We start from the raw sequence: 18,040 nt of genomic DNA, 5'->3' as shown, positions 1-18,040 counted from the left end.
AAATCAGGCGGCGGCGGCACGATTGCCGAAGATGGCCGTCAGGATCTTGCGATCGAATGGCTTCAGCAGAAAATCCGTTGCGCCCGCGCGCTTTCCGGCCATCAGCTTGCGAAGGTCGGCCTCGATAACGCAGTAATAGATCTTCACGTCCTTGCCATCGGGCATGGCGCGGATGCTGGCGATGAGCTCGAGTGCCCCTTCCATGCCGGCATCGACGATCAGATAATCTGGCATTTCGGCCTGGCAGCGCATCAGCGCTTCGCGCGCATCTCCGGCTTCGCTCACGAGAAAATCCAGCTCGGACAGGATTCGTTTGCCGACCTTGCGTACGACATCCGATGTATCCGTTATCATGAACCGCTGCATGTGTGAGCTCCCTGGCATCAGCCGCCATCATCGATGCCGGCTTCAAATTGAAACGATAGGAGCAGCAAGCTAAGGATTCGTTACCGCTACATTATCAATTGAGCGGACAACTCCAAGATTGCACAGAATTTTCGATACACGAAAAGATAAGCCCGCAGCCGATGACCGACTGCGGGCTAAACATCAATGGATCGACCCGCTTACTCCGCGGCTTGGGCAGCCATGGTCGCTACGAAGGTTAATTCCTCCGGAGTCGCATTGTAGGAGAGCTCCATGCCGCTCTCCTCGGCCAGCAGCACCGTGTAATAGGGCTGGATCGAGTGAGCATCGATGGCTTCCTCCAGCGTGCCGGAGCAAATCTCGGCGAACTTCGGTGGTATTCGCATCAGCCGACCCTTGGCGGTGATCGTGAACTTTGCCTCGAATTCGGGATTTTCGAGTGTCACCTCGATATTGCCGCCGCGCGGAATGGCGCCATAGGCAACGAGGAAGAGATTGAGCAGCAGCTTCACGCGGTTCTTGGCGATGATCGCGCGCGGACCGACCCAGCTAACCTCGGTCTTCTTCTCGGCGGCGGCGAAATCCTTGGCGGCCCGCTCCGCCTCGCCGGTGTCGATCGACGCGCCGACCGAACCGGACGCGCCAAAGGCAAGACGCGCGAATTTGAGGCGGACGGAAGCGTTGAGCGCACTGGTGCGGATCAGATCCATCGCGTCGGCGTCGGCACCACCCTCGTCGAGCAGCTCCAGGCCATTGTTGATCGCCCCGACCGGCGAGATCACGTCATGGCAGACGCGGCTGCACAGCAGCGCGGCCAGATCCGGTCCGGTCAGAGTGAGATTGGGATTTTTCGACATTCATTGTCTCCTGAATGCTGACAGGGCAAAGCGAGTAGTTCCACCTTGCCACGGTAAGGTTGCTCGAGGGTTTCGCAGCCAGTGTACCGCGCGCCATAATGACACCATATTTGGTAAACCGATTGTTAAGACCATCGACGCAAAATGCATTCATCACCATCAGACTTTTTCGCACGCGATTCGTCCTGCGAGAGATGGGCGAAATGGTCTGAAAAAATGGGGGCGTGCCATGCATGGCGCATTCAGGCGAATGCGTCGCCTATTCGTCCCTGTTGCACCGACCATGATGAACGGAAGACTTCCATGCGCTATGAATTCCTGAAGAGAATGCCAAGCCCCGGCACCAGAACGCTCGGCCTCGGCCTGATTCTGGCCATTGTCGCATTTGTGAGTTTCGCGTTGCCGGCCCGTCAGGCCGCTGCCGCGCCCACCAATCAATATTCGGCTCAGGAAATCGTCGATGCCGGCCACTCCTTCTTCGGCTCCACCAGCGGTGGCCTTGCCAAGGTGGTCGAGCGCGCCTTCCAGCAGTATGGCCTGCCGAATGGCTACATCCTCGGTCAGGAAGGTTCCGGCGCGTTCCTCGCAGGCCTGACCTACGGCGAAGGCCAGCTCAACACCAAGAATGCCGGCGAGCATCCGCTCTACTGGCAGGGACCATCGCTCGGCTTCGACTACGGCGGCCAGGGCACCCGCGTCATGATGCTGGTCTATGATCTGCCGAGCATCAACAGCGTCTACACCCGCTTCGGCGGCGTCAGCGGCCAGGCATTCGTGGTTGCCGGCTTCGGCATGACTGTCCTGAAGAACAACAACATCGTGCTCGTTCCGATCCGCACCGGCCTTGGCGCACGCCTTGGCATCAACATGGGCTATCTCAAAGTCACGCCGAACCCGACCTGGAATCCTTTCTGAACCAATCCTCTGATACGATCTCCCAAGCAGCGCACGCCTTGGCCCGCTTCAGTTGCGGGCCTTTTCTTTCCGCCAAACCGGCTCCGCGCCGATAAACCATATCCGCGTTAAACGCTTGCCCGCATGGCTAACCCATGATTAATCATTTTATCGATATCGAACATAACTCCAGAATACTGGCTGCGTCGTGATTCAATTTGCTCTCTTGTTCGGATTGGGCTTTCTGACGGCCGCTCTACTGGTCTTTCTCATCGCGCCGGCAATCCATCGTCGCATCGTCTGGTTCACCGAGAAACGCTTGAAGGCGACTATGCCCTTGAGCCCGCAGGAAGTGCGCGCGCAGAAAGACATGGCGCGCGCGCTCTTCGCAGCCGAAAACGCGCGGACCGAACATGCCCTGACGCAGGAGCGTGACAAGACCGTTGCGCTGCAGATTCAGAATGGCAAACTTCAGCAGGAAGCGAGCCGGCTCTCCGCCGCAAGCGGGGAGCTGCAGACGCGCATCGACGATCTGGAGGTGGAGGCAGGCGAACTGCGCTCGCGTCTGCGCCAGGAAGAGAGCTATATCAGCCAGCTGAAATCGAGCATCCACGCCGCCGAGCAGGCCAGCGCCGAGAAAGAGGCGGATATTGACAGCCTGCGCAAACGGATGACGAAAATGGGTGCCGATGCCGACAATCTCAGGATCGATCTGGCAGCCCGCGAAACCGAGATCGAGAGTCTGAAGCTGCGCATCAACACATTACGCGACGAGCGCGATACGCTGCGCCAGGAGCTGAATGCGGCAAGCCTGCGCGCCGCGGATGCCGAGCAATCGCTACGCCAGGAAAGCGACAAGAACAAGCGGCTTGAGGAACGCCTCAACCGCGAGATTGCCGGCAGCGCCGACAAGGAAACCGCGATTGAACGCCACGCCCAGGATGTCGTTCGCCTGAGGGAGCGGCTGGAGGCTGCCATCAAGGAATCGAAGGAAGCCGGCAAGGCGCTGCGCGCCGCTGGCCTCACACCGCCGAAGAGGGCCACAAGAACGCCGAAACTCGCTGCCGCATCGATAATTGCGGGCAGCGCCAGTGAGCAAGGAACCATAAGCGAGCCGCCGCAGATGGCGGAACCGGAACGAAAAGTGGAAGATGAAATCGCCCAGATGACGGAAGAGGTTCGCAATCGGGCAGCGGCCCTATCGGACCGCCTGCTGAAGGCCCGCACGCCAGCGCATGACGATGCCATGCGCGAGGAGATTGCCAAGATCGCCGCCAGCATGGTGGCGCTGACGGCACTCAAGGAAGGCGACGGCTCGCCGATCTTCGATCTCCTGCCGAAAGATCAGGAGCCCGCCGAACCCGGCGCGCGCATCAGCCTCGCCGACCGCGTCGCCGCCATACTGCCGAAGCATCCGTAAGCTCCAGGGAGCAACCCGCTCAGATGCGCCCGTTCTTCGCGGCCATCTCGAAAAGGGCGATGCCGCTCGCCGTCGCGACATTGAGGCTATCCAATCCCGGCGCCTGCGGAATCCGCACGCTGCCGAAGGCGGAAAGAATGCTTTGGGGCAGGCCGTCCCCTTCCGTGCCGACCACGAGCGCCATGCGCTCCGAAACCGGGACATCGCGAATATCGACCGCACCTCGCGGCGACAGACTCCAGATCGCAAAGCCATGCTCGGCAAGCCCCGCAAGCAGCTGAACGCCGCTTGATTGCCGGCGATAGGGCACGGTCAGGATCGATCCGACCGAAACCCGCAGCGCCTTGCGATAAAGCGGATCGCAACAGCTTTCGTCGAGCAGCACCGCAGCCGCGCCGAAGGCCGCAGCATTGCGGAACATCGAACCCATATTGTCATGATTGGAAATGCCGCAGCCGACGAGCACCAGCGACTGCTTTGGGAGGCGGTCGAATAGGCCGCTCGTCCCGTCTTCAGCTGTTCTTCGCCCCAGCGCCAGAACACCGCGATGGAGATGGAAGCCGACAATGCCATCGAGCACCTCGGCTTCGGCGACGTAGATCGGAACATCCGATGGGAAGGTGTCGATGATGTCGCTCAACCCGGCCACGCGGTTTTTGAGCAGCAGCACTTTCTCAGCGAGGAAATCCCCGGCTGCCGCATGCGCAGCGGCGAGAAGCCGCAGCACGACGGTCCCTTCCGCTATGAACCGGTTCTCCCGACCTGTCAGATCGCGTTCGCGGATATTGCGGAATTCGGCGATGCGCGGATCGTCGGGATGCGTTATCTCGATGAGCCGCGCGCTCGTCATCGTCATGCCGTCAGTTGGACAGCGATATGGTCGCCACGATGCGGCCGATACCGTAATCGAAGACGATAGCCTGACGCTGGCCGCCGGCAAGCGTGCCATAGAACAGCACCTGATTGCCCGAGAGCGCCGTGGATTGGACGGTAAATCCCGCGGGCAGCAATGCCGTCACGGCGACCGGGGCATCGGACGGAATGCTGGAAGCCGTCTGACCTGCGGGCTTGGCCGCTGGCTTCATCGTCTTGTAGACAACGGCGCCGAACACGGCCATAAGGCTCACCACCATGACGGCCGCGGAGACGATCTGCAGGCGGATCATCTTGCGTCGGACTTTCTCCAGGGCCGGATCGAGGGGCTTTTCCTCTTGATCGTCTGGCTCGAGATTCGTCATCGATGCGTCCTTGCTTCCAGTAGAGCGCTTTGTGCGCCGGAGAATATGTTTGAGCGACCCCTTTAAAGAAGCCGCGGACAATAGAAAAGTCCTAACCGCCGATGAAAATGCCGAAGGACGGCTGGATTCATGGCTGACGGCCGAGATCGGCGAGGAATTTTCCCGCAGCCGCGTGCAAGGACTCATCAAGGATGGCGCCGTTACGCTGAAGGGCGCAGCGGTAACAGACGCCAAGCGCAAGGTGCGCCCCGGCGACGTCTATGAGATCATGTTGCCCGAACCGGAAGATCCGACGCCTCAGGGCGAGGATATTCCGCTCGACGTGCTTTACGAGGACGACGATGTCATCGTCATCTCCAAGCCGGCCGGACTGGTCGTTCATCCCGCCGCCGGCAATTGGACCGGAACCCTGGTCAATGCCCTGATCCACCATTGCGGCAACAGCCTTTCCGGTATCGGCGGCGTTCGCCGCCCAGGCATCGTGCACCGGCTGGACAAGGATACGACCGGTGTCATGGTCGTCGCCAAGAACGATGTGGCTCACCGGCATCTCTCCCTGCAATTTGCCGATCATGGCCGCACGACCTCTCTGGAGCGCGCCTATCAGGCGATCGTCTGGGGGCGTCCCCGCCAGCTTGTCGGCACGATCGATGCCCCTCTCGGCCGATCGAGCAGCGACCGCACGCGCCGCGCCGTCAAGCGTCCGGATTCGCAGGATGCCGACGAGGCAATCACGCATTACGAGGTGCTGGAGCGTTTTCACGAGACACCGGACGCAACCGCCCTCGCCTCTCTGATCGAATGCCATCTGGAAACCGGCCGAACGCATCAGATCCGCGTGCACATGGCGCATATCGGCCACCCGCTGCTGGGCGACGCCGTTTACGGCGGCGGCTTCAAGACCAAGGCCAATCTCCTGCCGGAAGCCGCAAAACAGGCCGTCCATCGTTTCACGCGCCAGGCACTGCATGCCTATATGCTGCAATTCGAGCATCCCCGCACCGGCGAAATCATGCGTTTCGAGGCGCCTTTGCCTGAGGATATGGAAGAATTGGCGGCGGCGCTCAGGGAATAGGCGCCGAACATCACAATGACTGGACGCCTGCCGCCTCCCGCCCTATAATATCGTGTATGAAGGACCGAAGTCCGAGCGCCTGTGCTGGCCGAAAACGCGACCGCGTTTGGGAGGTCGATATGGCCGCGCCACATGGCACCGGACAATTCGGGAGGGTAATCCCAAGGGCAATATTCCGGCGAGACCTGCGGTCACGCCGATATAACACTTGCGTGACCGCATCCTTGAATCACCGTTTCGCCGTACTTATCTTTACATTGGTTAAGTGCGGGGTCGCAGGACCCGTACGCCTTGGTCCGCTTCGCAGAAGGCGCGCAAAATACGCCCCCAGAAGGAACCAAATCTCGAATAGGAGGGTGCACAATCATGGCCCGTAATACCTTACCGTCCATCGCTGCCGGAGAAGCCGGCCTCAATCGTTATCTCGACGAGATCCGCAAGTTCCCCATGCTGGAACCGCAGGAAGAGTACATGCTCGCCAAGCGCTATGCGGAACATGCCGACCGTCAGGCGGCCCACAAGCTCGTTACCAGCCATCTGCGCCTCGTGGCGAAGATCGCCATGGGTTACCGCGGCTATGGCCTGCCGATCGGCGAAGTCGTCTCGGAAGGCAATGTCGGCCTCATGCAGGCTGTAAAGAAGTTCGACCCGGAACGTGGTTTCCGTTTAGCAACATATGCCATGTGGTGGATCAAGGCCTCGATCCAGGAATATATCCTGCGCTCGTGGTCGCTCGTAAAGATGGGCACGACCGCCAACCAGAAGCGCTTGTTCTTCAACCTGCGCCGCCTGAAGGGCCGCATCCAGGCCATCGACGACGGCGACCTGAAGCCCGAGCATGTCACCGAGATCGCCACCAAGCTGAACGTTTCGGAAGAAGAAGTCGTTTCGATGAACCGCCGCCTTTCCGGCGACGCTTCGCTGAACGCGCCGATCAAGGCTTCCGAAGGCGATTCCGGCCAGTGGCAGGATTGGCTCGTCGATGACCACGATAGCCAGGAAGACGTGCTGATCGAACAGGATGAGCTCGACACGCGCCGCCGCATGCTGGCGCGCGCCATGGGCGTCCTGAACGACCGCGAACGCCGCATCTTCGAGGCACGCCGCCTCGCCGACGAGCCGGTGACGCTGGAGGACCTGTCGTCCGAATTCGACATCAGCCGCGAACGCGTGCGACAGATCGAGGTTCGCGCCTTCGAAAAGGTGCAGGAAGCCGTTCAGAAGGATGCGCTGGAACGCGCCAAGGCGTTGCGTGTCGTCGAGGCGACCGCTTAACAGCTGCCGCTCAGAAGATTTGACGGATAAAAAAGGCGGGCCTGGAGCCCGCCTTTTGCATATCATCGATGTCCGGTTGGTTTACTGGCCGCTTGAGGCAACGCCGCCGAGAGCCTGCCACTCCGCAATCGCCTTGTTGAAGGCATCCGTACCGGTCGGCCCCTTTTCCATGGTCAGAAGCGCGCGACGGCCATTGCGATAGACCACCGGAATATCGATCCAGTTGCGGCTCTTCAAAAGATCGAGATTGGTCTTGCGTGCATCCGGGAAATCATTGAGCGCGACCATGTAGACATCGTCGGTCACTTTGGCCGGTACCGCGATCAACGCATCGCCGCGATCCTGCTCGGTCGCCTTCAATGCGACGCGCTGGACGTTATCGATCGCCCCGCCTTCGAAATTCGGCGGCACCTGGAAGGCAAGCTCGATCAGATGGCTCGCCGGAAGCGAGGAGTCCGAATTCCGCGATACCGTGATCGTCGCGGTCAGGCCGCGATCCGGGACTGTGATGAGGCCCTGCACCGAAGGCTCAGGCCGGCCGTCAGACCCCTTGCCTTCCTGCAGCGACCAGATGACCGTGCCCTGGAAAGCCGTGGGCGACGTCTGGCCGAGGCGCTCCTCATAAAGGAAAACCTTCTGCCCATCGGTTGCCGGAGCGGTCTGCTGCGTCACGGGCGGCGGCTGGTTGGCAGTCGCCTGTTGCTGCTGGTTGGCAGCAGGTGCCTGCTGATCCGTCGAGGCGGATGGCGTATTCGGCGCCGCAGTTGCGGGCGCCTGGGTCTGCGGAGCAGCGGTGCCGGCATTGTTGGCGGCCGGCTGCGTTGCCGCGGTGGCAGGTGCTGCAGAGGCAACATTCTGCTCGGCTACGGACTTGCCTTCCACGACGCCGGGCTGCCCGTTCGGAGCCGGCCCTTCGTCCTCTTCCGTGCCATTGGCCAGAAGACGCTGCGTGAACTTCGTATTGACCGTATTCGGGTCGCTGCCCAAAGCCGCAACATCCGTATTGCCGGCGCCTGCCGGCTGCTGAGCGGCCGTGTTGGTCTGCTGCGGCGCAGCCGCCTGCTGGGCGGGAGCTGCAGCTTTGCCGTTGCTCGGTGCATTGCTGCTTGCCGTATCCGAAGTCGCAGGTGTCGCATTCTTCGGAGCGGAACTGACGAGCTTCGTCACCATGTTGTTGAGCGCATCGCGATTCAGCCAGGCTGCATAACCGCCACCTCCGACGACTGCGAGGCCGACGAGCGTGACGATGATGCCGGTGACATTGATACGACGGCGCTTCGGCTCCATGCGGAAGCTGCGGCCCTGTAGCTTCGCTGCCATCGCCTGATCGAGATCGGGCGAAACAGCAGCACCGCCGCCTCGTTCGTCTTCAGCACGCTTGTCGAAACCCGCAAGCTCCTTGAGCTCGCGCCAGCCGTCATTGGCGGCATCGGCCTCGGACGCCGGCTTCCTGGACGGATGCACATCCGCAAAGAGATCGACATCGTCGAAGGCATTTTCCGGCATCTGCCGAGCCGACTGCTGCGCCGGCTTGGGAGCAGCCGGTGCGGGCTGCATTTCCTCGAAAACATCCGCGTCCCAGGCAAAGCCGGTATTGGTGGCTGCCGCCTTCGCATTGACAGGTCCCTCGACGGGCTGACCGAAGGGTGCTTCCGCAAAGGCTGCGGCCGGCATGACCGGCTCGTTGTAGCGGGAGGCGGACGGCTGGGACGCAGCATGGGAAGCCGGAGCATCCACCTCCGCCCAGATCTGCTCAACCTGGCTTATGACATCGTCAGCCGGCAGCGGCACGCGCGGCGCAGGGGCAGGCTCGGCAGTGACTGCCGGTGCCTCTTCTGGCTGGGGCTCGTTGCCATGCCCCTTCGGCTCTTCATGATAAACCGGCTTAGGAGCCGGCTCCTCGTGAACTTCGGCATGGTGTTCGACGCCGGCATGTTCAGCGGCCGGAGCATAGGGCTCCTCTTCGTGATGCGGTTCCCGCCATTCCTCTGCCGGCTGGTGCTCATGCGCATGATCCGGCTCGGCAGGTGCGGCCGGCTCCTCATAGGCATGCTGCCCGTGCTCGGCTTGCGCGACGCTGGGTTCTTCAGGGGCGTGCGCCTCGGCGGGAGCCGGCGCAGGCTCTTCCGCATGTACTTCCTCGGTCGCATGGTGGTCCTGAGCGGACTCCGCAGCGGTCTCTTCGTGCGGCACGGGCGCTTCGGCAACCGGCGGCTCCTCGCCGCCCGGCAGGGCCTCTGCATGTTCGGCCTCGACCTCGACAATCGCTGCCTCAAGCTTGTCGAGCTGGCGGCGCAGCATTTCCTCGGGCGGGCGCGGCTTCATGCTCTCGAGCTGCCGTTGCACGGCACCACGAGCTCGATCGTAAACCTTGACCCGCATCTCGGGAGTATTGTCCGTCAGGCCGTCAACGGCCCGTCGAATAACTGCTACAAAATCCGCCATCAGTACTTTCTCATGATGCCCGGTGTGCAGCCGGGCCGGGATTCGTCATAGATACGCAACTTTAGCCCTCAAAGGGGTCAGTCACAAGTATGGTGTCCTCGCGCTCCGGGCTGGTCGAAAGCAGCGCCACGGGCGCACCGATCAGCTCTTCCACCTGACGCACATATTTGATCGCCTGCGCCGGCAGATCGGCCCACTTACGAGCGCCGACAGTCGATTCTTTCCAGCCTTCGAGCGTGATGTAGATCGGCTCAACGCGGGCCTGCGCTGCCTGGCTTGCCGGCAGGTAATCGATTTCCTTGCCGTCGAGCTTGTAGCCGACGCAGATCTTCAGCTCGTCCAAGCCATCGAGAACGTCGAGCTTGGTGAGCGCAATCCCCGTGATCCCCGAGGTCTTCACCGTCTGGCGCACCAGCACGGCGTCGAACCAACCGCAACGGCGCGGACGGCCGGTATTGACGCCCACTTCGCGGCCGACGGTCGACAGGTGCTTGCCGATCTCGTCATGCAGTTCGCAGGGGAACGGCCCCTCGCCGACGCGGGTCGTATAGGCCTTGGTGATGCCAAGCACATAGCCGAGCGCCGTCGGACCGAGGCCCGAACCGGCGGCCGCCTGGCCGGCAACCGTGTTGGACGAGGTCACGAACGGATAAGTGCCGTGGTCATTGTCCAGCAATGCACCCTGCGCACCTTCGAAGAGGATGCGGGCGCCGGCCTTGCGCTGCTCGTCGAGCAGGCGCCAAACCTGGTCGATATAGGGAAGTATATGCTCAGCAACAGAGCTCAGCTCGTTGTGCAAGGCATCGAAGGAGATTTCATCGACGCCCATGCCGCGGCGCAGCGCATTGTGATGCGTCAGCAGCCGGTCGATCTTGGCCGGCAGCGTTTCCGGCTCGGCAAGGTCGATGACGCGAATGGCGCGGCGACCGACCTTGTCCTCATAGGCCGGGCCGATGCCGCGGCGCGTGGTGCCGATCTTCGTACCGCTATTGGAAGCGGCATCTTCGCGCATGGCATCCAGATCGCGATGCAGCGACAGGATCAAGGGCGCATTCTCGGCGATGCGAAGCACGTCAGGCGTAACGGCAACGCCCTGGGCGCGCAGCTTTTCCACTTCGGCGACGAAGTGATGGGGATCGACCACGACGCCGTTGCCGATGACGCTGAGCTTGCCGCGCACGAGGCCGGAAGGCAAAAGCGCGAGCTTGTAGCTGACGCCATCGACGACAAGCGTATGACCGGCATTATGGCCGCCCTGAAAGCGTACAATCACATCGGCGCGTTCCGAAAGCCAGTCGACAATCTTGCCCTTGCCTTCGTCACCCCATTGCGAGCCGATCACTACAACATTCGTCATTTATCCATTCCCGCTTCCTGCGCGCGGCGGCGCGCCTTGCTCAAACCCGCGCATCTATAAAGCTTTGTTTTTGGGAAAGCGACCCTGTTGTCTCAGGAGATTCGGCTTTTTGCATGACGAATCAGCGCCTCCAACAGGAATTTTCCCGGCCATCGGCCAGACAGGGCCTCCAGATTACCCTTATCTGGCCGATTGCCTTGCCTGTCAAAGGCCCGGCTTGTGAGCGACGACATGGAAATATTCATGCTCTGACGACGCCACCGCACCTATCGGTTTGCCATCGAGATCGAGGAGCAGCCCCGGCATGGCAAAACCGGCATCGGCCAGTTGCGACTGGACCTGCGCCGGCGTCGTCGCATAGACCATGACACCGAAATCATGGGCGCCATGCAGCAGGATCGCATGTTCGCCATCTCGCTCTTCGAGCGGCCTGAGCCGACGCTGGCGCAGCGTGCCGGAAATGCGGCCTTCGACATAGCGCAGGGTTCGCAGACCGAGCCGCACCGGATTGGATGTCCATTCCAGCCGGCGATAGTCGATGCGATGATCAAAGCCGCCCCAGCCGCGATGGAACGTCGAAAAGACGAAAGCACCGCCGGAAACAAGAACGCGCGCCACCTCCTTCAGGATGGCTAGCCTCCCTGCCGCATCGACGGAATCGATGCCGTTATAGCTGAAGACGACCATATCGAAACTGGCATCTCGGAATGCCGAGAGATCGCGTGCATCCCTATGCTCGAACCGAAGGTCTGGATGGTTCTTTCGGCAGAGCGCGACCATCTCCGGCGTGTAATCGATGCCTATGTAGTCGCTGGCGACATCCCGCAAGAGCTGCGCGGTGCGGCCCCCGCCGACACCGATATCAAGAATGCGTCCCCTGCCCGTCTGCGGGGCAGCGATAGCAAAGGCGGCACGCTCGCCTTCGTTGAGATAGCCGCTGCTGCGGCGATAGTCGCGCAAGGCCCAGGGATTACGCCAGGTCTGCCGGTTAATACTTTCCATGACATGCATAGCCGACTCCAACAGAAAATGAACAATCATTGTTCAACTTCCCCTTGGCGCCCCCGCAGGACTTATATAGCGGCTGGGTCGAAGAAGCAGCCGTTAAGGTTGATTAAACCTCCGGCGGGACCGTTATTCGTTTGTTAACGTTAATGTTGCCGCCTGCTCCCAGCAGTCGGACGAGCCAGATCTAGCCGAGCTCGAGCGTGGTGACACCGAACACGCGATCGAGCGGGATTTCCGGTGCCTTGCCGCGATACATGCGCGCCGTCTCGAACACCGGAGAAAGACCGCAATCTTCCGCAAGCATGATCGCCTGGGCATTATCGACCGGCACATCAAGATACACGGGCTGCCCATTGGTCTTGGCAAGCAGCTTGCTCATCAACGCAAGCGCAACCTCCGGCTTGTTGGCGAAAAGCGGACCGATCTTGTAACCCTCGAAACAGCGGCGGATCGTGCCGTAGCCGCGAACCCGGCTGCCACCACCGACGATGAAGGATGCACGCCTTTCGGGAGCACCGCACCAGGCCCGGATGAAGGAATGACGCAGCCCGGGGAAGATTTCCGCATCATAATGCACCAGCGCTTCGAGCTTGCCGTCCACGACCGGCATCACCTGCCTTGCCTGCTGTTCGTCCACCTCAGGCACTTTGGGAATGCCGCCATACCTCAGTGTCCGATAGGCCGTCTCGAAACCGTGCCGCCGGTAGTTTTCCTGCTGCGCGACGACCCCATCCAGCCCGACAATGCGATTGCCGGCAAGCATCATGCCCTTGTTCCAGAGCTGCTTGCCGTATCCCCGCCCACGCAACTCCGGATGCAGTATGTAAAGACCAAGAAAAGCGAAGGCCTCACCATAACGAACGACCGATATACAACCGACAGGCACCTCGCCGATGGCGCCGATCAGAAAACCGGCAGGGTCTGCCTCCCAGAAAGCGGGCGCATCGTCAATACCGGGATTCCAGCCTTCTTGCCGTGCCCATTCCAGAGCAAGCTCCAGCTCGCCAGCCCGCATTGTCCGCACGGCAAAAGTCGATTTCATGCAATAGTCCCGAACCGCCCACTACACCGCCGCCCCTATGGAACGACCGCGCCCAAATTCATCATGTGACAACATGCTGCCAATCACAAGCAATGGGAGGATAAGCTTAAAGTGCAAAGGCTTCGTTTCACTTGGAAAACAAGGCGATCACGCGAATAGGGCGGCAGGAAATCAACCAAGCTTTTGTGACACTTCTGTCGCAATCCTCCTAAACCCAGCATCGCATATAGGCGTCACCTGCGATCCTGTGTATAAGCGCAGACAATCGCCCATGCCGCCTTTGCGTTTTCATGCGAAGCCCGGCGCCAGCAAAAGGATTGAAATTTCATGCGCATCACGATGATCGGCTCGGGTTATGTGGGGCTTGTGTCAGGTGTTTGCTTTGCCGATTTCGGCCATGATGTCATTTGCGTCGACAAGGACACGAGCAAGATCGAGGCATTGCGGCGCGGCGAAATACCGATTTTCGAGCCGGGCCTGGAGCAGCTCGTGGCAGACAATGTCCGCGCCGGACGTCTCTCCTTCACGACGGAAGTGGAGGCGAGCGTTGCTGCAAGCGACGTCGTCTTCATCGCAGTCGGCACCCCTTCGCGGCGCGGCGACGGCCATGCCGACCTCTCCTACGTCTATGCCGCCGCCCGCGAGATCGCCGAGCACGTGAAGGGCTTCACGGTCATCGTCACCAAATCGACCGTACCGGTCGGCACCGGCGACGAAGTGGAGCGCATCGTGCGCGAAACCAATCCGCAAGCAGATGTCGCCATTGTCTCCAATCCGGAATTTCTGCGCGAAGGTGCCGCCATCGAGGACTTCAAGCGTCCCGACCGCATTGTCATCGGCCTCAATGACGAGCGCGCCCGCGGCGTCATGACCGAAGTCTACCGGCCGCTCTACCTCAACCAGGCGCCGCTGCTCTTCACCTCCCGCCGCACGTCCGAGCTGATCAAATACGCGGCCAACGCCTTTCTCGCCATGAAGATCACCTTCATCAACGAGATGGCCGACCTCTGCGAAAAGGTCGGCGCCAATGTGCAAGAGGTCTCGCGCGGCATCGGCCTCGATGGCCGCATCGGCTCGAAGTTCCTGCACGCCGGCCCCGGCTATGGCGGCTCGTGTTTCCCGAAGGATACGCTGGCGCTTGCCAAGACGGCGCAGGATTACGATAGCCCCGTGCGCCTGATCGAAACCACCGTGTCGATCAACGACAACCGCAAGCGCGCTATGGGCCGCAAGGTAATCGCGGCCATGGGCGGCGATATCAGGGGCAAAGCGATCGCGGTCCTCGGCCTGACCTTCAAGCCGAACACCGACGATATGCGCGACAGCCCGGCGATCTCGATCATCCAGACGCTGCAGGATGCCGGCGCCACGGTCACCGGTTACGACCCCGAAGGCATGGACAACGCACGCCTGGTCATCGACAACATTGCCTATGCCGAGGATGCCTACAGCGCCGCGCGCGATGCCGACGCGCTCGTCATCGTGACGGAATGGAACCAGTTCCGCGCGCTGGATTTTGCCCGGCTCAAATCCGTCATGAAGGCGCCTGTTCTCGTCGACCTCAGAAACATCTACCGCCATGACGAGGTCACAAAGCACGGCTTTGCCTATACGAGCGTCGGCAGACCTTCCAGTGACGCAACATTGTAAGTAAGGGCGGGATTATGCGTTATCTCATCACCGGCACTGCCGGCTTCATCGGATTCCACCTTGCCAAGCGCCTGCTCGACGAGGGCCATTTTGTCGTCGGCTTCGACGGGATGACACCCTATTACGATGTTCGGCTCAAGGAGAAGCGCACCGCCATCCTCGCGCGTTCCAACGGTTTCAAGGCCGTAACAGGCATGTTGGAGGACAAGGCAGCGCTGGATCATGCCGCCGAACTCGCCGAGCCCGACGTGATCGTCCACCTCGCCGCCCAGGCGGGTGTCCGCTACAGCCTCGAAAATCCGCGTTCCTACGTCGATTCCAATCTTGTCGGTTCGTTCAACATTCTGGAACTGGCAAGAAACCTGCAGCCGAAGCACCTGCTGTTGGCATCGACCTCTTCCGTCTACGGCGCCAACGAGAAGATCCCCTTTGCCGAAAGCGACAAGGCCGACGAGCAGATGACGATCTATGCGGCGACCAAGAAGAGCATGGAGCTGATGGCGCACAGCTACGCCCATCTCTTCAACGTGCCCACGACCGCTTTCCGCTTCTTCACCGTCTACGGCCCCTGGGGTCGCCCGGACATGGCGCTGTTCAAGTTCGTCGATGCCATCAGGAACGACAGGCCGATCGAGATCTACGGCGAAGGCAAGATGAGCCGTGATTTCACCTATATCGACGATCTCGTCGAAGGCATCGTGCGTCTCATCGGTGTCGTGCCGTCAGAGGAAAACCGGATCGTGTCGGAAACGGTCATCGACACCCTGTCGAAGAATGCCCCTTTCCGGATCGTCAATATCGGCGGCGGCCAGCCCGTCGGGCTGATGACATTCGTCGAGACGATCGAGACGATGCTCAGCAAGAAGGCGATCCGCAAGATGCTGCCCATGCAGCCCGGAGACGTCCACAACACCTATGCCGTGCCGGATCTCCTGGTGGCGCTGACGGGATTCAAGCCGCAGATCGAAGTCGATGAAGGCGTAAAGCGCTTCGTTGAGTGGTATCAGGAAAATTACTGACCAAATGGCAGAGATCGCTGAAACGGACCATTGGATCGAGAGCTCCGGCGAGCGCCTCTATGCCAAATCATGGACGCCAACCGTCCTGAGATCGCAGCAACCGATCATCCTGTTTCACGATTCCCTCGGATGCATCACGCTCTGGCGGGATTTCCCGGAACAACTCGCCCATTCCCTTAGTCGCCGGGTCATCGCCTATGATCGGCTGGGCTTTGGCCGGTCCGATGCTCGCGACGATCTTCTGACGCAGGATTTTATTGCATCGGAGGCCGAGCGTTTCGTACCGCTTCTTTGCGAGCAGTTGTCCATTCGAGACTTCGTCGCCTGCGGGCACAGCGTCGGGGGCGGCATGGCGGTGGAGACGGGGGCAAGATTTGGCGAAAGCTGCCACGCCGTGATCACCATTGCCGCCCAGGCTTTCGTGGAGGAAAAGACCCTTCAGGGTATCCGGATCGCGCAGCAGGAATTCAAATCGGCGGAAACCTTCGCCCGGCTTGCCAAATATCACGGCAGCAAGGCCGAGTGGGTGCTGCACGCCTGGATCGACACCTGGCTTGCTCCCGAACGCGCCGGTTGGGTCCTCGATCCGGCCCTTGAAAAGCTTCATTGTCCGGTGCTCGCCATTCATGGAGACCGCGACGAATATGGCTCCGAAGCCCATCCGCGTCGCATCGCGGCCGGGCGTGGTCCGGTCTATATCATGCCGGATACCGGGCATGTGCCGCACCGAGAGCATCCTGCTCTGGTCTTAAAGGCGATCGAAGACTTTCTGGCATGAACGGTCCTGTTCGCCGCAAGACGACGAAGACCTTGGCGGCGTGGATAATTTCGGAAAAGGCTTGGACAACTAGCCTATTCAGCCGAACCCGCAGGATGATAGGCCCGGTCGAAATAGATAAGCCCCTGTCCCTCGTCACGTTGACGAATAGCATCGACTTCGCAGAGCAGGATGTCATGCGTGCCGCCATCGGCCTGACGGACGATGCGACAATCGAACGAGACAAGAGCATCTTCCAGCACCGGAGCGCCGGTCGAGAGTTCCGACCATGCGGCCGCAGCAAAGCGTTCGGCAACCGGGGTCTTGCCGCCGAAAAGCCGCGACAGATCCTGATGTGCTTCCGACAGGACATTGACACAGAGCACGCCGTTTTGCGTGACGGCAGGATGAACGGAAGCGCCGCGATTGAGGCAGACGAGCAGGGTCGGCGGGCTGTCCGTGACGCTGCAGACGGCGGTCGCCGCGAAGCCGGCAAGCCCGGCCGGACCATTGGTCGTGACGATGTTCACCGCCGCCGCCATCCGCGCCATGGCATTGCGAAACTCGGTGCGCGCAATGTCGGGATCGGCGACAGGCACCGCCTTCTCGATTGCCACGGACGTTTTCATGTTCATCGCACTCTTCCCTAAATCGCGCCGACAGCCTCACATTATCGATGGGGAGGATGCGCCTCAAGAAACGACATTTTGCGGAAGCAGTCCTCTGCGAGCAATTAATTTTCTATAAAATCTATCAACAAAAAGAAAAATAGATCGGCTCAGCCTTCTAGGCCGTCACGGCATGCTGAAGCATGCCTCAGGTCCGGGTGGAGATCAGGAGAAACATCGGCCGCTCGCGCTCGATTGCCCAATCGGGATGCGCGGCGAGGTCGTCATCACTCGGCGACCACTCTTCGACATGGGCGATGATGAAACCGGACTTGATCAGGTGGTTAAGCGTCGTGCCCATCGTGCGATGCTGCTTGATGACGCCCTCGGCGAGCCAGTTCGTCACCCGCGGTCCCTCGATCTGATAGGCATTGAGCGGCCAGATCTTGCCACCCTCGGCATCATCGAGCCATTCCGGCCGTCGCGGCGCCATATAGATTGGATGCTCGATCGAAAAGATCAGACGCCCGTCCGGTTTGAGTGCTTGGCGGATGGTCGCCAAAAGGCCGGCGAAATCCTCGATATAGTGGAAGGCGAGCGAGCTGTAGACCAGATCGAAGCTCGCCTTGGGAAGCTCTAGCCTTTCAAGATCGGCCCGATCGTAGCGAACCCGCGCATCCGCCGTTTCCGTTCGCGCGCGTTCCAGCATTTTTTCCGAGACGTCGAGCCCCAATACGCTGGCCGCTCCCTGCTCGGCCGTCCAACGGCAGAACCATCCGAAACCACAGCCGAGATCCACGACGTCGAGGCCCTTCATGTCCGGCATCAAGGCACGGATCGCCGGCCATTCGGCCGCACCCGCCAACCCGTTGATGGAACGCTGAAGGCGGCTATAGCCCTCGAAGAAGCCCGGATCGTCGTAGATATTTTGTGTCATATTTGTCTTCCATGCCTCTCCGCAACATGCATTGGATCGGCAATATCGATGGCATTTCTTCACATAGACAACAAGGGAGCCGGCAGAAGCCG

Annotated in this window: 17 protein-coding genes; 7 read left to right on the top strand and 10 right to left on the bottom strand. The window is 60.8% G+C overall.

Annotation, left to right across the window (positions count from 1 at the left end; genetic code table 11):
- Window positions 1-3 precede the first annotated feature (3 nt).
- Both GDN47_RS02175 and chpT read right to left on the bottom strand, forming a co-directional pair.
- Window positions 4-366: a response regulator gene (locus GDN47_RS02175; RefSeq protein ID WP_112334930.1), complete on the bottom strand. Its 363-nt coding sequence runs from the start codon at window positions 364-366 to the stop codon at window positions 4-6.
- Window positions 367-566: 200 nt separating this feature from the next.
- Complete coding sequence (gene chpT / locus GDN47_RS02170) at window positions 567-1,223, bottom strand: histidine phosphotransferase ChpT (RefSeq protein ID WP_113351612.1); 657 nt, start codon at window positions 1,221-1,223, stop codon at window positions 567-569.
- 303 nt (window positions 1,224-1,526) lie between these two features.
- Between chpT and GDN47_RS02165 the strand changes: the two genes are divergently transcribed.
- Both GDN47_RS02165 and GDN47_RS02160 read left to right on the top strand, forming a co-directional pair.
- On the top strand, window positions 1,527-2,138 hold the full coding sequence (locus tag GDN47_RS02165) for a DUF1134 domain-containing protein (RefSeq protein ID WP_113330258.1): 612 nt from the start codon (window positions 1,527-1,529) through the stop codon (window positions 2,136-2,138).
- 187 nt (window positions 2,139-2,325) lie between these two features.
- Window positions 2,326-3,537: a coiled-coil domain-containing protein gene (locus tag GDN47_RS02160; protein WP_145632134.1), complete on the top strand. Its 1,212-nt coding sequence runs from the start codon at window positions 2,326-2,328 to the stop codon at window positions 3,535-3,537.
- A 19-nt stretch (window positions 3,538-3,556) separates the two neighbouring features.
- Here GDN47_RS02160 and GDN47_RS02155 read toward each other — a convergent pair whose 3' ends face one another.
- Window positions 3,557-4,387 carry a TrmH family RNA methyltransferase gene (locus GDN47_RS02155; protein ID WP_145632800.1) on the bottom strand — a complete coding sequence of 277 codons (831 nt, stop codon included), beginning with the start codon at window positions 4,385-4,387 and terminating at the stop codon, window positions 3,557-3,559.
- A gap of 10 nt (window positions 4,388-4,397) precedes the next feature.
- Window positions 4,398-4,775, bottom strand: coding sequence for a hypothetical protein (locus GDN47_RS02150; RefSeq protein ID WP_069611724.1), 378 nt, complete (start codon window positions 4,773-4,775; stop codon window positions 4,398-4,400).
- Window positions 4,776-4,824: 49 nt separating this feature from the next.
- Between GDN47_RS02150 and GDN47_RS02145 the strand changes: the two genes are divergently transcribed.
- Both GDN47_RS02145 and rpoH read left to right on the top strand, forming a co-directional pair.
- Entirely contained in the window at window positions 4,825-5,850 is a 1,026-nt protein-coding gene (locus GDN47_RS02145) for an RluA family pseudouridine synthase (protein WP_145316287.1), read from the top strand.
- Between the two features lie 366 nt (window positions 5,851-6,216).
- Window positions 6,217-7,125, top strand: coding sequence for an RNA polymerase sigma factor RpoH (rpoH, locus tag GDN47_RS02140; RefSeq protein WP_069611726.1), 909 nt, complete (start codon window positions 6,217-6,219; stop codon window positions 7,123-7,125).
- A gap of 81 nt (window positions 7,126-7,206) precedes the next feature.
- Here the strand turns inward: rpoH and GDN47_RS02135 are convergent, their stop codons facing one another.
- The 4 genes from GDN47_RS02135 to GDN47_RS02120 form a co-directional block, all read right to left on the bottom strand.
- Window positions 7,207-9,570, bottom strand: coding sequence for a hypothetical protein (locus GDN47_RS02135; RefSeq protein ID WP_152092585.1), 2,364 nt, complete (start codon window positions 9,568-9,570; stop codon window positions 7,207-7,209).
- 61 nt (window positions 9,571-9,631) lie between these two features.
- The gene (locus GDN47_RS02130; RefSeq protein ID WP_069611728.1) at window positions 9,632-10,927 is read right to left on the bottom strand and encodes an adenylosuccinate synthase; all 1,296 of its coding nucleotides are present in this window, start codon (window positions 10,925-10,927) and stop codon (window positions 9,632-9,634) included.
- Between the two features lie 204 nt (window positions 10,928-11,131).
- Window positions 11,132-11,929, bottom strand: a complete 798-nt coding sequence (locus GDN47_RS02125; protein ID WP_233789745.1) for a class I SAM-dependent methyltransferase — start codon at window positions 11,927-11,929, stop codon at window positions 11,132-11,134.
- A gap of 190 nt (window positions 11,930-12,119) precedes the next feature.
- A complete protein-coding gene (locus GDN47_RS02120) occupies window positions 12,120-12,977 on the bottom strand; it encodes a GNAT family N-acetyltransferase (protein WP_145632130.1) in 858 nt (285 codons plus the stop codon).
- A 327-nt stretch (window positions 12,978-13,304) separates the two neighbouring features.
- Here GDN47_RS02120 and GDN47_RS02115 point away from each other — a divergent pair, with 327 nt between their 5' ends.
- From GDN47_RS02115 to GDN47_RS02105, 3 genes are read left to right on the top strand one after another with little or no spacing between them, the layout of a single operon-like run.
- The gene (locus GDN47_RS02115; RefSeq protein WP_113395477.1) at window positions 13,305-14,627 is read left to right on the top strand and encodes a UDP-glucose dehydrogenase family protein; all 1,323 of its coding nucleotides are present in this window, start codon (window positions 13,305-13,307) and stop codon (window positions 14,625-14,627) included.
- 14 nt (window positions 14,628-14,641) lie between these two features.
- Complete coding sequence (locus GDN47_RS02110) at window positions 14,642-15,646, top strand: NAD-dependent epimerase (protein ID WP_113395478.1); 1,005 nt, start codon at window positions 14,642-14,644, stop codon at window positions 15,644-15,646.
- 4 nt (window positions 15,647-15,650) lie between these two features.
- Window positions 15,651-16,424 carry an alpha/beta fold hydrolase gene (locus GDN47_RS02105; RefSeq protein WP_145632128.1) on the top strand — a complete coding sequence of 258 codons (774 nt, stop codon included), beginning with the start codon at window positions 15,651-15,653 and terminating at the stop codon, window positions 16,422-16,424.
- Window positions 16,425-16,498: 74 nt separating this feature from the next.
- Here the strand turns inward: GDN47_RS02105 and rutF are convergent, their stop codons facing one another.
- Both rutF and GDN47_RS02095 read right to left on the bottom strand, forming a co-directional pair.
- Window positions 16,499-17,038: an NADH-dependent FMN reductase RutF gene (rutF, locus tag GDN47_RS02100; RefSeq protein WP_113395480.1), complete on the bottom strand. Its 540-nt coding sequence runs from the start codon at window positions 17,036-17,038 to the stop codon at window positions 16,499-16,501.
- Between the two features lie 181 nt (window positions 17,039-17,219).
- The gene (locus GDN47_RS02095) at window positions 17,220-17,948 is read right to left on the bottom strand and encodes a class I SAM-dependent methyltransferase (RefSeq protein ID WP_152092583.1); all 729 of its coding nucleotides are present in this window, start codon (window positions 17,946-17,948) and stop codon (window positions 17,220-17,222) included.
- Window positions 17,949-18,040: the final 92 nt, after the last annotated feature.

The organism is Martinezella dioscoreae (genome assembly GCF_009176305.1).
Taxonomy (GTDB): Bacteria; Pseudomonadota; Alphaproteobacteria; order Rhizobiales; family Rhizobiaceae; genus Rhizobium; species Rhizobium dioscoreae.
The sequence above is the reverse complement of the archived record's forward strand: the minus strand, read 5'-3'. Positions and strand labels throughout refer to the sequence as shown.

Excerpts from the sequence above, each read along its gene's own strand:
- GDN47_RS02175 (WP_112334930.1), bottom strand. The coding sequence starts at position 366 with ATGCAGCGGTTCATGATAACGGATACATCGGATGTCGTACGCAAGGTC.
- chpT (WP_113351612.1), bottom strand. The coding sequence starts at position 1,223 with ATGTCGAAAAATCCCAATCTCACTCTGACCGGACCGGATCTGGCCGCG.
- GDN47_RS02165 (WP_113330258.1), top strand. The coding sequence starts at position 1,527 with ATGCGCTATGAATTCCTGAAGAGAATGCCAAGCCCCGGCACCAGAACG.
- GDN47_RS02155 (WP_145632800.1), bottom strand. The coding sequence starts at position 4,387 with ATGACGAGCGCGCGGCTCATCGAGATAACGCATCCCGACGATCCGCGC.
- GDN47_RS02150 (WP_069611724.1), bottom strand. The coding sequence starts at position 4,775 with ATGACGAATCTCGAGCCAGACGATCAAGAGGAAAAGCCCCTCGATCCG.
- rpoH (WP_069611726.1), top strand. The coding sequence starts at position 6,217 with ATGGCCCGTAATACCTTACCGTCCATCGCTGCCGGAGAAGCCGGCCTC.
- GDN47_RS02135 (WP_152092585.1), bottom strand. The coding sequence starts at position 9,570 with ATGGCGGATTTTGTAGCAGTTATTCGACGGGCCGTTGACGGCCTGACG.
- GDN47_RS02130 (WP_069611728.1), bottom strand. The coding sequence starts at position 10,927 with ATGACGAATGTTGTAGTGATCGGCTCGCAATGGGGTGACGAAGGCAAG.
- GDN47_RS02125 (WP_233789745.1), bottom strand. The coding sequence starts at position 11,929 with ATGGAAAGTATTAACCGGCAGACCTGGCGTAATCCCTGGGCCTTGCGC.
- GDN47_RS02120 (WP_145632130.1), bottom strand. The coding sequence starts at position 12,977 with ATGAAATCGACTTTTGCCGTGCGGACAATGCGGGCTGGCGAGCTGGAG.
- GDN47_RS02115 (WP_113395477.1), top strand. The coding sequence starts at position 13,305 with ATGCGCATCACGATGATCGGCTCGGGTTATGTGGGGCTTGTGTCAGGT.
- GDN47_RS02110 (WP_113395478.1), top strand. The coding sequence starts at position 14,642 with ATGCGTTATCTCATCACCGGCACTGCCGGCTTCATCGGATTCCACCTT.
- GDN47_RS02105 (WP_145632128.1), top strand. The coding sequence starts at position 15,651 with ATGGCAGAGATCGCTGAAACGGACCATTGGATCGAGAGCTCCGGCGAG.
- rutF (WP_113395480.1), bottom strand. The coding sequence starts at position 17,038 with ATGAACATGAAAACGTCCGTGGCAATCGAGAAGGCGGTGCCTGTCGCC.
- GDN47_RS02095 (WP_152092583.1), bottom strand. The coding sequence starts at position 17,948 with ATGACACAAAATATCTACGACGATCCGGGCTTCTTCGAGGGCTATAGC.